The 12,050-nt window shown below is 65.7% G+C and carries 14 protein-coding genes; 5 read left to right on the forward strand and 9 right to left on the reverse strand.

The window, feature by feature from the left end; genetic code table 11:
* Nucleotides 1–51 precede the first annotated feature (51 nt).
* The 3 genes from UB43_RS06750 to UB43_RS06760 form a co-directional block, all read right to left on the reverse strand.
* On the reverse strand, nt 52–1,524 hold the full coding sequence (locus UB43_RS06750; protein WP_045209673.1) for an inorganic phosphate transporter: 1,473 nt from the start codon (nt 1,522–1,524) through the stop codon (nt 52–54).
* Nucleotides 1,525–1,810: 286 nt separating this feature from the next.
* A complete protein-coding gene (locus UB43_RS06755; RefSeq protein ID WP_045209674.1) occupies nt 1,811–2,026 on the reverse strand; it encodes a hypothetical protein in 216 nt (71 codons plus the stop codon).
* 240 nt (nt 2,027–2,266) lie between these two features.
* Nucleotides 2,267–3,343 (reverse strand): sigma-54-dependent Fis family transcriptional regulator, encoded by a 1,077-nt coding sequence (locus UB43_RS06760; RefSeq protein ID WP_045209675.1) that lies wholly within the window; start codon nt 3,341–3,343, stop codon nt 2,267–2,269.
* Between the two features lie 224 nt (nt 3,344–3,567).
* Between UB43_RS06760 and UB43_RS06765 the strand changes: the two genes are divergently transcribed.
* Nucleotides 3,568–3,876, forward strand: a complete 309-nt coding sequence (locus UB43_RS06765; RefSeq protein WP_045209676.1) for a PsiF family protein — start codon at nt 3,568–3,570, stop codon at nt 3,874–3,876.
* A gap of 182 nt (nt 3,877–4,058) precedes the next feature.
* Here UB43_RS06765 and UB43_RS30030 read toward each other — a convergent pair whose 3' ends face one another.
* The 3 genes from UB43_RS30030 to dmeF form a co-directional block, all read right to left on the reverse strand.
* Entirely contained in the window at nt 4,059–4,193 is a 135-nt protein-coding gene (locus UB43_RS30030; RefSeq protein ID WP_017519380.1) for a hypothetical protein, read from the reverse strand.
* 79 nt (nt 4,194–4,272) lie between these two features.
* Nucleotides 4,273–5,202: a pseudouridine synthase gene (locus UB43_RS06770; protein ID WP_045209677.1), complete on the reverse strand. Its 930-nt coding sequence runs from the start codon at nt 5,200–5,202 to the stop codon at nt 4,273–4,275.
* 98 nt (nt 5,203–5,300) lie between these two features.
* Nucleotides 5,301–6,254 carry a CDF family Co(II)/Ni(II) efflux transporter DmeF gene (gene dmeF / locus UB43_RS06775; protein WP_045209678.1) on the reverse strand — a complete coding sequence of 318 codons (954 nt, stop codon included), beginning with the start codon at nt 6,252–6,254 and terminating at the stop codon, nt 5,301–5,303.
* Between the two features lie 60 nt (nt 6,255–6,314).
* Between dmeF and UB43_RS06780 the strand changes: the two genes are divergently transcribed.
* Nucleotides 6,315–6,590: a metal/formaldehyde-sensitive transcriptional repressor gene (locus UB43_RS06780; protein ID WP_024764116.1), complete on the forward strand. Its 276-nt coding sequence runs from the start codon at nt 6,315–6,317 to the stop codon at nt 6,588–6,590.
* A 12-nt stretch (nt 6,591–6,602) separates the two neighbouring features.
* Here UB43_RS06780 and UB43_RS06785 read toward each other — a convergent pair whose 3' ends face one another.
* The gene (locus UB43_RS06785; protein ID WP_045209679.1) at nt 6,603–6,833 is read right to left on the reverse strand and encodes a DUF2789 domain-containing protein; all 231 of its coding nucleotides are present in this window, start codon (nt 6,831–6,833) and stop codon (nt 6,603–6,605) included.
* A gap of 169 nt (nt 6,834–7,002) precedes the next feature.
* Between UB43_RS06785 and UB43_RS06790 the strand changes: the two genes are divergently transcribed.
* Nucleotides 7,003–8,205 carry an MFS transporter gene (locus tag UB43_RS06790; RefSeq protein WP_045209680.1) on the forward strand — a complete coding sequence of 401 codons (1,203 nt, stop codon included), beginning with the start codon at nt 7,003–7,005 and terminating at the stop codon, nt 8,203–8,205.
* Between the two features lie 109 nt (nt 8,206–8,314).
* Here the strand turns inward: UB43_RS06790 and UB43_RS06795 are convergent, their stop codons facing one another.
* Nucleotides 8,315–8,932, reverse strand: a complete 618-nt coding sequence (locus UB43_RS06795; RefSeq protein WP_045209681.1) for a glutathione S-transferase family protein — start codon at nt 8,930–8,932, stop codon at nt 8,315–8,317.
* Between the two features lie 128 nt (nt 8,933–9,060).
* Between UB43_RS06795 and UB43_RS06800 the strand changes: the two genes are divergently transcribed.
* Nucleotides 9,061–9,951, forward strand: a complete 891-nt coding sequence (locus tag UB43_RS06800) for a LysR substrate-binding domain-containing protein (protein ID WP_045209682.1) — start codon at nt 9,061–9,063, stop codon at nt 9,949–9,951.
* A gap of 143 nt (nt 9,952–10,094) precedes the next feature.
* On the opposite strand, the gene ppk2 is transcribed toward UB43_RS06800, so the two are convergent.
* Nucleotides 10,095–10,913 carry a polyphosphate kinase 2 gene (ppk2, locus tag UB43_RS06805; protein ID WP_045210221.1) on the reverse strand — a complete coding sequence of 273 codons (819 nt, stop codon included), beginning with the start codon at nt 10,911–10,913 and terminating at the stop codon, nt 10,095–10,097.
* A gap of 241 nt (nt 10,914–11,154) precedes the next feature.
* Here ppk2 and UB43_RS06810 point away from each other — a divergent pair, with 241 nt between their 5' ends.
* Nucleotides 11,155–11,985: a DUF535 family protein gene (locus UB43_RS06810; RefSeq protein ID WP_052969513.1), complete on the forward strand. Its 831-nt coding sequence runs from the start codon at nt 11,155–11,157 to the stop codon at nt 11,983–11,985.
* The last annotated feature ends 65 nt before the right edge of the window (nt 11,986–12,050 follow it).

The raw sequence follows: 12,050 nt of genomic DNA on the forward strand, positions 1-12,050 counted from the left end.
AATGAAAAACGCCTGCGGATGCAGGCGTTTTTCGTGGTGCGTGGCGCGGGATCAGCCGATGAAGCGCGAGGACAGCCAGAACAGGCCGGCGGACAGCGCGATCGACACGGGCAGGGTCAGCACCCAGGCCATGAGGATGTTGCGGATCGTGCTGCCCTGCAGGCCGCTGCGGTTCGCCACCATGGTGCCCGCCACGCCGGAGGACAACACGTGGGTCGTGGACACCGGCAGGCTGTAGATGTTGGCCATGCCGATGGCGGCGGTCGCGGTGAGCTGGGCGGCGATGCCCTGGGCATAGGTCATGCCCTGCTTGCCGATCTTCTCGCCGACGGTGAGCACCACGCGCTTCCAGCCGACCATGGTGCCGATGCCCAGGGCCAGGGCCACCGCGATGATTACCCAGAAGGGCGCGTATTCGGTGGTGCTGGTCAGGTCCTTGCGCAGCTTCTCGAGGTCCGCCTTCTCGCGGGACGGCAGCTCGGACAGCTTGCCGACCTTCTTCGCGGTGTCGTCCAGGCACAGCAGGTAGCGGCGGACCTGGACGCGCTCGTCGTCGTTCAGGTCGTTGTAGCTGGAGACGCCGTGCAGGTCGCCCAGCAGGCCCTTGAGGGTCGCTTCGGTCTGCTTCGGCTCGCAGCGGTACAGATCCGGCATGTCCGCTTCGCCGGCCTTGCCCAGTGCGAGCATCTCGCCGAGGGTGTCGGAGTGGCGGTTGTAGAACTGCTGCAGGTGGATGGCGGCGTCGCGGGTGCGCTCGATCTGGTAGGTGGTGCTGTTCAGGTCGAGGACGAACTTGGCCGGGACGATGCCGATCAGCACCAGCATGATCAGGCCGATGCCCTTCTGGCCATCGTTGGAGCCGTGCACGAAGCTCACGGTCATGGCCGAGATCACCAGCACGAGGCGGTTCCAGAACGGCGGGGGCTTCTTCTCGTCGACGTCGCGGCGGGTTTCCGGTGTCTTGTGCATCTTCGACAGCGGGTACAGCCACTTCAGGCCGATCAGCAGGGCGCCGGCGACGATGAAGCCGGCCAGCGGCGAGAAGATCAGCGACAGGCCGATGTCGATGGCCTTGCCCCAGTTGATCCCGTCGGCCACCGGTACGCCGTTGATCAGGGCATTCGCCAGGCCTACACCGAGGATCGAGCCGATCAGGGTGTGCGAGCTGGAGGCCGGGATGCCGAAGTACCAGGTGCCCAGGTTCCAGGTGATGGCCGCGGCGAGCAGCGAGAACACCATGGCCAGACCGTGGCCGGTGTTCACGTTGATCAGCAGTTCCACCGGTAGCAAATGGACGATCGCGTAGGCAACGCCGACACCACCGAGCAACACGCCGAGGAAGTTGAAGATGCCGGAGAGGATCACCGCGCGGTACGGGGACATGGCCTTGGTGTAGATGACCGTGGCCACCGCGTTGGCGGTGTCGTGGAAGCCGTTGATGAACTCGAACGCCAGGACGAATGCGAGTGCCAGCACCAGGCTGATACCCACCCAGAGATCGAGTCCGCTGAAGAGATCGAACATGAAAATTCTATGACCGGTCGGAGACGGGGCGGCGATTATGCCAGAAGCTTGGAGCACCGTATTCAGCCTGAAACGGTTTCTCCAATTTGCGCGACGCCTCGTCGCACGGCGCTTTCAGGCAGGGTGGAAAAAGTTTGCAATGCTTCCACGCGGGCCGCCGGCCCATCGGATGAGTGTTTGCAGGCCAACTGGCGGGCTCCCCCACGGAGCGCCGCTCGCCCATTGCATCAAGACTTTCCCACAACAGATTCGGGCGGGTCTTTCAGCCTGGGGCCGTTCCTGCGATTTAAACGGAAGCGGCTTCCTGATCCTTTTTCTGTCGTTCTTCTTCGATTCTTTCCAGCTCCCGGTCGAAGGCCTTGTCCTGCACGCTGGGTCGCTTGCGCCAGGGTTTCTTGCCGGGTTCGGGCTGGGCGGCATAAAGGGTCACTTCGCCGCCCTGTTCATCCTTGAAACGTTGCTCCTGGCGCTCCAGTTCCGCGCGCAGTTCGTCTTTGGTCACGATGGTTCCTGATGACAAAAAGCTGATGACTTGAAGAGGGTGACTAGCAGCTGATGACGATGGGCCGCTCGCTGGCTGTCGACGTCCCGCCTGGGCGACGCCCTGGAAGTGTAGACGCTCGGCAGGCACTGGCGTGCCGGCTGCAAAAACGGCGCGGATTATAACCTTTCGCGGGGGGCGGCCGGGCGGGGATCGCCGACGGACGGTTTCAGCCCACTGCTGGCGCGGGCTGAACCCACCTCAGCCGGTGCGGCTGAGGTTCAGTTCGCCGATCTTTTCCAGGCGCGCGCGGACGATGTTGCGGCTGATGCCCAGCAAACGGCCGGTCTGCAGCTGGTTGCCATGGCAGAAGTGGTAGGCGGTGCGGAACAGGACCTCCTCGACATGCTCGTAGAGGTCGGGCTTGTTGCTTTCGAACAGCTCCAGCAGTGCCTGCTCGAGGGTGGCCTCGACGCGGGGCGCCAGGGCGTGGGGGAAGGCTTCGTGGCGCAGCGAGTCGTGCCGCGGTGCGGACGGCAGCTCGGCGAGTTGCAGGTCGCCCGGCTGTACCTGCTGGTTGCGGCACACCAGCAGGGCGTGGTGGATGGCGTTTTCCAGCTCGCGGATGTTGCCCGGCCAGGTGTGCCCCAGCAGCTTGCGCTCGGCCTCGGGGCTCAGGGCCGCGCGGTTGTAGCCCAGGCGCTGGCAGTGCTCTTCCAGGAAGAACTCGGCCAGCGGCAGGATGTCGCCGGGGCGCTCGCGCAGCGGGGGCAGACGGATGGTGGCGACGTGCAGGCGGTAGAACAGGTCCTCGCGGAAGTGCCCGGCGACCACGGCGTCGGCCAGGTTGACGTTGGTCGCGGCGACGACCCGCACGTTGATCGGCACCGGTGTGCGCGAGCCGAGGCGCACGACTTCGCGTTCCTGCAACACGCGCAGCAGTTTTACCTGCATGTTCAGCGGCAGGTCACCGATTTCGTCGAGGAACAGGGTGCCGCCGTTGGCCGACTCGAACCAGCCGGCCTTGCTGCTGGTGGCGCCGGTGTAGGCGCCTTTTTCGTGGCCGAAAAGCTCGCTCTCGACCAGCGTCTCGGAGAACGCGCCGCAGTTCACCGCCACGAAGGGCGCGCCGCTGCGGCGGCTGAGCTTGTGGATATGTCGCGCGACCAGCTCCTTGCCGGTGCCGGTCTCGCCGATGATCAGCGCGTTGGCCTCGCTGGGCGCCAGCCGCTCGATGCGGTTGAGCAGCTCCTGCGAGCGCGGGTCCTTGAACACCAGCACCGTGGCGCGGACCGACTTGGTTTGCTCGCGGGCATTGGGAAGGGTCAACAGCGACATGGCAGGTTCCTGGCGTACCGAATGGGTGGCAGCGCCATACTGCGGCATTTTTTATATTTCAAAAAATTATCAATTCGAATTTATATATAACCGATTTTGTTTTTGGCGTAGTGGAAACCTTCACAGACCGGGCGGGATGAAGTGCTGTATCGCGTCGCAGGCCTCGCGAATGCTGGGTCGCGAGCTACGCTCAGAGTGGAAAATCCATCCTGGGAGACCACTCCATGACCACCGTTCGGATTCCGCTGCTCGTCCTGGCTCTGCTGTTCTCGGCGCAAGGCTTTGCCGCCACCGCCGCGCAGACCGCGCAGCAGGAGAAGATGAAAACCTGTAACGCCGACGCCACCACCAAGGCGCTCAAGGGCGATGAGCGCAAGGCGTTCATGAGCACCTGCCTGAAGGCTGGCGGGGGCGAAACCAAGGCGACGACGGCGCAGCAGGAAAAGATGAAGACCTGCAACGCCGATGCGACCAAGAAGGCGCTCAAGGGTGATGAACGCAAGGCGTTCATGAGCACCTGCCTGAAGAAGTGAGGATGGGGCGCGGCAGGGCCGCGCGGGGCATGAAACAGGGCAGCCATGGCTGCCCTTTTTCATTGAGTCTGTTTCACCGATCCGGCATCACAGGCCCGAGAAAACCAGCCAGGCCGCAGCCAGGGCGTAGAGGACGATCACCGCATCCATGCGCAGCGCAGGCGGGAGTCGCCGCACGAAATTCATTTCTTCGCCACCGCGGACCAGAAGCCCTGGGCATTGCGGAAGGGCTGGCGGGCCATCTGTTCGGGACGGGTGATGCCATCGGCGCGCAGGGCGTTGACGAGGGCGGAAAAGGACTTGGCGCTGTAGCTCATGATCGGGCTCCCGATGCTTTCTCTCCTTGGGGTGGAGCTATGAAAACACCAGGGCCACTATCGACGGAAATGGATCGTCTTAAGGGTGACCATCGATGAAATTGATGGGAGGCCAGGTCAGTTCCAGCCGGCTCCTGAAATGCCGCGCCTCGCCGGTGAGCGGGTCGACGAACTCCAGTTGCCGGGCCAGCAGTTTCAGCGGCTTGTCGAAGTCTTCCGGCGGCCGCTCGCCGCGCGGCGGCAGCGTCGGGTAGAGCGGGTCGAAGCAGAGCGCCGCGCCCAGGCCCGACATGTGCACGCGCAACTGGTGACGCTTGCCGGACACCGGGTGCAACCCGTAGCGCCACAGTTCGCCGCGCTGCTCCAGCACCTCGATGCGCGTTTCGCTGTTGGGCTCACCGTCCACTTCCTGCATGCGGATGAAGGGATCGCCCTCGACTATCCGCGAACGATGCACCAGCGGGAACTCCCGTTGCGGCAGTGCCGGGGCGATGGCCTCGTACATCTTGTCGATGCGCCGCTCGCGGAACAGCGCCTGGTAGGCATCGCGGTTGGCCGGGTTGGCGGAGAACAGCACCAGGCCGGCGGTGAGCCGGTCGATGCGGTGCAGCGGCACCAGCTGTGGATTGTCCAGGCGCCTGGCGAGTCGGGCGAGGAGGGTTTCCTCGACGTACTGACCGGCGGGCGTCACCGGCAGGAAGTGCGGCTTGTCCGCCACCACCAGGTGTTCGTCGGCATACAGGATGCTCTCCTGGAAGGGGATCGGCGTTTCCTGCGGCACCTCGCGGAAGTAGTGGATGCGCAGCGCTTCGCGGTAGGGATGCTCGGGGCCGATGGGCTGGCCGTCGTTGTCCAGCACCTTGCCGCGCGCCATGCGGTCCAGCCAGGTGTCGCGGCTGATCGCCGGGAAGCGCGCGCACAGGCAATCGAGCACCGTCGTCCAGGGGCCGGCAGGCAGGTGCAGGATGCTGGCGCGTTGCTGGGCGGTGGAGAAGCGGGAGCTGGACATGCGGGCAGGCGACCGGGTTCGACAGGCTGCGCATTAGGCCGCAGCGGCGTGGCGGCCGTCAAAGCCGCCACGACTTCCGGTCTTTCTACCGGCAGTTCTCAGGCGGGGACCGGATTGATCTCTACCGTGATGTGCGCCAGTTCCTCGTGGACCTGCAGGCGCTGTCGCACCAGCTCGGGCGTCAGGCCGTCGCTGCTGGCGAGACTGAGGATGCAGGCGTAGCGCGACTTGCCCACGCGCCACAGGTGCAGGTCGGTGATGCGCGCCGGATAGGGCAGCTCGGCGACCACCTCGCGGATTTCCTCCACCACCGGGTCGTTCATCTCCGCGTCCAGCAGCACCCGGCCGCTCTGCTTGAGCAGGCCGACTGACCAGACGGCCACCAGCACAGCACCGACCATGCCCATCAGCGGGTCGAGCCAGGCGGCGCCCCAGATCAGGCCGCCGATCAGGGCGATGATCGCCGCCACCGAGGTAGCGGCGTCGGCCAGCACGTGGAGATAGGCAGCGCGCAGGTTCAGGTCGTGGCCATGGTCATGATGCTCATGGCCGTGGTGGTGGTCATGGTGATGGTCATGGCCATGATGGTGATGCTGCTCGCCGCGCAGCAGCCAGGCGCAGGCCAGGTTCACCAGCAGGCCGACGATCGCGATGGCGATGGCCTGCTGGTAATGGATCGGCGAAGGGGAGAGCAGCCGGGCGACGGACTCGAACATCATCAGCGCCGCCACCCCCAGCAACAGGATGGCGCTGGTGTAGCTGGCGAGAATCTCGATCTTGAAGGTGCCGAAGGCGAAGCGCGCGTCACCCTTGAAGCGCCGCGCCGCGACGTAGGCGAAGAACGCCAGCCCCAGCGCCAGGGCGTGGGAGCTCATGTGCCAGCCGTCGGCCAGCAGCGCCATGGAGTTGAAGATCCAGCCGCCGGCGATTTCCACCACCATCATCACGACGGTCAGCAGCGCGGCGCGCAGGGTGTTGCGTTCGGCCAGGGGATTGCCTTCGTGGAACTGGTGGTCATGGCGACCGTCTTGCGGGTGGGCGGCGTGCTGCATGATGATGGTCCGTAGGATCAGTCTGGATACTATACCCCAGTATACCTTTGGAGTTTTGACGTGGGACATACCATCAAGGACCAGAAGAAGCTGCTGACCCGGGTGCGGCGCATCAAGGGCCAGAGCGAGGCGCTGGAACGGGCGCTGGAGGCGGGCAGCGAATGCGCGGCGATCCTCCAGCAGATCGCCGCCATCCGCGGCGCGGTGAACGGCCTGATGGCCGAAGTGCTCGAAGGCCACCTGCGCGACCACCTGGGCGCCGAGGACCGCACCGCGGCGCAGCGCCACGAAGACCTGGAGCAGGTCATGGGCGTACTGCGCTCCTACCTCAAGTGAGGTAGCGGCGGCTCAGTTGGACAGCCGAACAGCCAGTTCGTCGGCTTCTTCGGTCCAGTCCGAGTCCTGCTGCAGCGCCTCGCGCAGGAACTGCGACTGGGCAGCGTTCCAGAACGGCGCGTCCGGCAGATTCTGGCCTTCGGCGAGGCGATGGCTGCCGAGGAAGGCATCGATGTCCGTGCGCCCGTCGGGCAGGCCCAGTTGCTTGAACAGGGCGCTCAGGCTGTGCTGGCTGGTATCCATGACGATCTCCTGGGTTGACGTGGAACGCGCCGCCACGGCGCGCGGCAATGGAACAACTATAGGAGCATCGGCCGGCCAGCAAGGTTCGGATTGGCAATCGGGACGGAAATAGATAGCCTGCTTTCAATCGTCCCCGCACACGCTCCGCCACCCACCGTCAGGCCCGTCCATGAGCTCGTCCGAGCAGCGAACCGCCTCTGTCACCCTGCGCATCCTCGCGACCGTCTTCTTCACCTTCGTCCTGTTCCTGAGTATCGGCCTGCTGCTGCCGGTGCTGCCCGGCTTCGTCCACGAAGGCCTGGGCTACTCGACGGTGATCGCCGGCGTGGTGATCGGCCTGCAGTACATCGCCACCCTGCTGTCCCGCCCGCTGGCGGGCTACGTGGCCGATACCTACGGGGCCAAGCGCGCCGTGCTCCATGGCCTGGGCATACTGGGCGCCGGCGGCGTGCTGGTGCTGGCATCCACCAGCTTCGAATCCGTGACCGGGCTGAGCCTGGTGTTGCTGCTCGGTAGCCGCCTGCTGTTCGGCCTGGCGCAGGGGCTGCTGGGGATTGGCACGGCGAGCTGGGGCATTGCCCTGGTGGGCACGCAGAACACCGCCAAGGTGATTTCCTGGAACGGCATTGTCAGCTACGGCGGCATCGCCATTGGCGCGCCGCTGGGCGTGACCATGTCGGCCTCCCTAGGCCTGTGGAGCCTGGGCGTGAGCATCCTGGTGCTCACCGCGCTGGGCTGGCTGGCGGCCCGCGGCCGCGCGGAGGTGCCGACCATTCCCGGCACGCGCATGGCCTTCCACGCCGTGCTCGGCCGCGTGCTGCCCTACGGGATGTGCGTGATGCTCGGCTCCATCGGCTTCGGCACCCTGGCGACCTTCATCACCCTTTATTACGGCAGCCAGGGCTGGGCCAATCCGGCCTGGTGCCTGACGGCCTTTGGCGTCTGCTTCGTCGGCGCGCGGCTGATCTTCTCGGGCATGGTCAATCGCTTCGGCGGCTTCGCCGTCGCGGTGGTCTGCCTTGGTGTGGAAGTCTTCGGCCTGCTGCTGCTCTGGCAGGCGCCGGGGCCGGGCTTCGCGCTGCTGGGCGCGGCGCTCACCGGTTGCGGCCTGTCGCTGGTCTATCCGTCACTGGGTGTGGAGGCGGTGTTGCGCATCCCGGCCAGCAGTCGTAGCGCGGGGCTGGGCGCCTACGCACTGTTCTTCGACCTGGCGATGGGCGTCGCCGGCCCGCTGATGGGGCTGATCGCGGCGCGGCACGGCTACGCCTCGATCTTCCTGGCTGCCGCCGGGCTGGCGCTTTGCGGCTTCTTCATCTGCTTCGGCCTGCTGCGCTTCACTCGCCAGCAGCACGAAGAGTTGCCCAAGGACTGACCACCAAGGAGCGCAGGAGCGGACTTCGTCCGCGATAGCTCACAGGCGCGCCGGGAACCCATCGCGGACAAAGTCCGCTCCTGCGCCCAGTTGGGTTCCGTACCGGGGATCAGACCGGCGGGAAGGCCTTGAACACTTCCAGTGCCTCGGCCTGCTGCGCCCAGTCGCCTACCGCCGGATAGCTGTCTGCCGGGATGTCTTCGGAGTGCAGGAGCTGCACGAAGGTCCAGGCCACGGCGATGCTCAGTCCGGCCTGGTCCAGCGGCGCGCCGGCATCCAGCGACATGTCGCGCAGTTCGCTTTCCAGTTGAGCCAGGGCGGCATGCAGTTGCTGGTCAACCCGCTCCTGCCAACTGGCCAACTGCTTGTCATCCGGCCGCTGTTGCTCGTAGTAGCGCTGCACCGCCTTCTCCATGACCGCCAGCGCGAGGCCCAGCAAACGCGTGGCGCGCACCCGTGCGGCGGGCTCGGCGGGCATCAGGCTGCGGCCGGCCAGGTGCTCGAGGCAGTCGATGATCAGGGTCGAGTCCATCAGCACCTGGCCATCGCCCAGAACCAGGGTCGGTGCCTTGACCACCGGGTTGATGCCGCGGAATTCCTCGTAGGTGCGGAACACTGACAGCGACTGGTGGCTGAACTCGATGCCGAGCAGGCGCAGGGTGATGGCGACGCGGCGCACGTAGGGCGAGTCGAGCATGCCGATCAGGTGCGGAAGCTTCTGTTGCATGGGCACATCCTGTTAGTGGAAATTGCATCTTGGCTGGCGCGGGTTTCCCCGCGCTGGCCATGAATCTAGCGGCTTTGTTCGCTGGGAAATAGCGACGAATAGTGACCGATTCGGTTAGGAAAACTTACATGAGCGCATTGCCACCGCTCTCCGCCCTGCGCAGTTTCGAGGCCGTTGCCCGGCTCGGCAGCGTGACCCTCGCCGCCAGCGAACTGCACGTCACTCATTCGGCCATCAGCCAGCAGGTGCGCCAGCTGGAGAGCCTGCTGGGCATCACCCTGCTGCAGCGCGAGGGGCGGGGGTTGCGCCTGAGCGAGGAAGGTCGCCTGTATGCCCTGCAGATTCGCGGCGCGCTGCGCGATATCGCCGAGGCGACCCGCCTGGCGAAGGCGCGTCCGGGCGAGGATGAGCTGGTGGTGGCGCTCACCCCGTCCTTCGGCCAGAAGTGGCTGCTGCCGCGCCTGCCGGGCTTTCGCGCAACTTATCCACAGTACCGCCTGCGCCTGCTGGCCAGCCTGGAAGTGATGGACCTGCGCCAGGGCCTGGCCGACGTGGCGATCCGCATTGGCCAGGGCCACTGGGAAGGGCTGGCGCAGGAGCGCCTGTTCGAGGATGAAGTGGTGGTTGTGGCCGCGCCGAACTTCAACGGCGGGCGTCTGCCCCGGACGCCGGCGGAAATCCTCCGCTGCCCCCGTGTCACCGGCTTCGAGTCCTGGCTGGCCTGGTGCCAGGCGGCTGGCGTGGCGGTGCCGCAGGAGGCGGCGGAGTTCGTGGTGAACGACTCCAACCTGAGTATCGAGGCGGTACGCATGGGGCAGGGCATCGGTCTCGAACGGCGCAGTCTGGTAGCCGGCGCGCTGGAACGCGGCGAGCTGGTGGCGTTGAGCGACCTGCGCGTTCCTTACGGTTTTCCCTACTGGCTGGTCTGGCCGGAGCGCGAGTCGACCCAGGCCAAGGTGGCAGCCTTTGCCGGGTGGCTGGGCGCTGAGGTCAAGGGTTACCTGAGCGCCATTGCCTGAGGTGGACATTGGGTAGGAGCGGACTCTGTCCGCGATAGGCTCGCATCGCGCCGGAGTTCATCGCGGGCGGAGTCCGCCCCCACGCAGCCAGCGCTTTCGTGGACTGACGATCCAGGGCCGGCGTGCGCCGACCCCGGTTGGCCTCAGAATTTCTCTTCGATGTAGTGGGTCGGATAGTCGGGGCTCTTGTACTTGCCGATCTTGCCGCGCTTGGGCAGCTTCACTTCCTCACGCGGGATTTCCTTGTACGGCACGTGCTTGAGGACGTGGCTGATGACGTTCAGGCGCACGCGCTTCTTGTCCTCGGAGGGCGCCACGATCCAGGGCGCCCAGGGCGAGTCGGTGGCGGCGAACATCAGGTCGCGGGCGCGGGTGTAGTCGTCCCAGCGGGTGAAGGACTTCACGTCCATGGGCGAGAGCTTCCAGATCTTGCGGCCGTCGGTGATGCGGTCCCTGAGGCGGCGCTCCTGCTCCTCGGGGCTGACCTCCAGCCAGAACTTCAGCAGGATGATGCCCGACTCGGTGAGCATCCGCTCGAACAGCGGGGTCACGGCGAGGAACTTGTCGGCCTGCTCCTCGGTGCAGAAGCCCATCACCCGCTCGACGCCGGCGCGGTTGTACCAACTGCGGTCGAAGATCACGACTTCGCCGGCGGACGGCAGGTGCTTGATGTAGCGCTGGGCGTAGAGCTGGGATTTCTCCCGTTCGGTGGGCGTGGGCAGCGCCACCACGCGGAACACCCGCGGGCTGACGCGCTCGGTCAGCGCCTTGATGGTGCCGCCCTTGCCGGCGCCATCGCGGCCCTCGAAGACGATGCAGACCTTCAGGCCCTTGTGCACCACCCATTCCTGCAGCTTGACCAGTTCCACGGACAGCTTGCGCAGGTGGGCCTCGTACTCGCTGTTCTTCATCTTGCCTTGCGGTTCTACAGCCTGGCTCTTGGCTTTGCTTTTCTTGCCCATCTTGGTCTCCATGTCGGGGCGTCGGGGTACCACTCCAGAGCATAGCGGTGGATTGCCATCGAGCATCTGCGAAAGCGACCCGATACGCGTCGGGCTTTGCCGTGAGCTGATCGGAAAGATCACTCAGCACGGCAGGCGGTAAGCCGATCCCCCGGTGGGACGTTCACGACCACACTGGCGTGCTTTTCATTTCGCGCGCGCAGGAGTGCGCCGCTTCCTCCCGCCCGGACCCCACTGACTCATGCGCTGGAAAACCATTCGCAAGACCGGCCAACGCGTGCTGGCCGCCACCCTGTTCCCCTACCTGCACTGGCGCTGGTCGCGCTGTATCGAGCGCATGCCGGTGCTGTCGGAGCCCTACACCAACGGCTTGCCGCCCGCCCAGAAACACTGGAGAAAGTACCTGTGCCGTCACTGGAGCGTCCGGCGCCGGCTCGCTGCGCTGCTGGAGCACTATTCGCAGCTGGATTGCCTGCCCGGCGTCTGGAGAGACAGGTTGCTGGCTTTGCGGCCGGTGCAACTGAGCCAGGTTCCCCTGAAAAGCGGCGATGCGCTGGACGTGCTGCTGGAACCCTCGGACTTCTACCGCGAGGGAGAACTGGGCCTGTACCTGCGCAATGGTGCCGGCGAGCGCCTGTACTCGCTGAGTTTCACCCTCGGGAAGAACGGCCGGCTGCTGATCGGAGGGCTGCAGGGGCCTCGCACGACGATGGATGAAGGCACCGTCAAATGGCTGGGCAAGGAAATGTTCGGCCTGCGCCCCAAGAGCCTGCTGCTCACTGCCCTTTATACGCTGGGCGAGCAGATGGGCGGCCGACAGCTGCTGGGCATCAGTGACGCGGCACACATCGATTCGCACAAACTCAAGTCCAGCTACGACGCTTTCTGGCTGGAGGCCCAGGCCAACCGCCACGACCGCCATTGGTACCGCCTGCCCGAGTGCGAGCCGGTGCGCGATATCGCCGAGGTGAAGAGCCAGCGGCGCAGCGAGTTCCGCCGCCGCGAAGCCCTGCGCGAAGAGATTGCCGGCGCCATCCGCAAAGCCTGGGAGCAGGGTGCCGCCGTCGCCTGAGCCGCCTTGTAAAAAACTGCCCCGCCTGCACGCTTTTTTGGTGAAATGCCCGTCATCCCCGGCGG

The sequence above is a fragment of the Pseudomonas sp. 21 genome (assembly GCF_000955805.1).
Lineage (GTDB): Bacteria > Pseudomonadota > Gammaproteobacteria > Pseudomonadales > Pseudomonadaceae > Pseudomonas.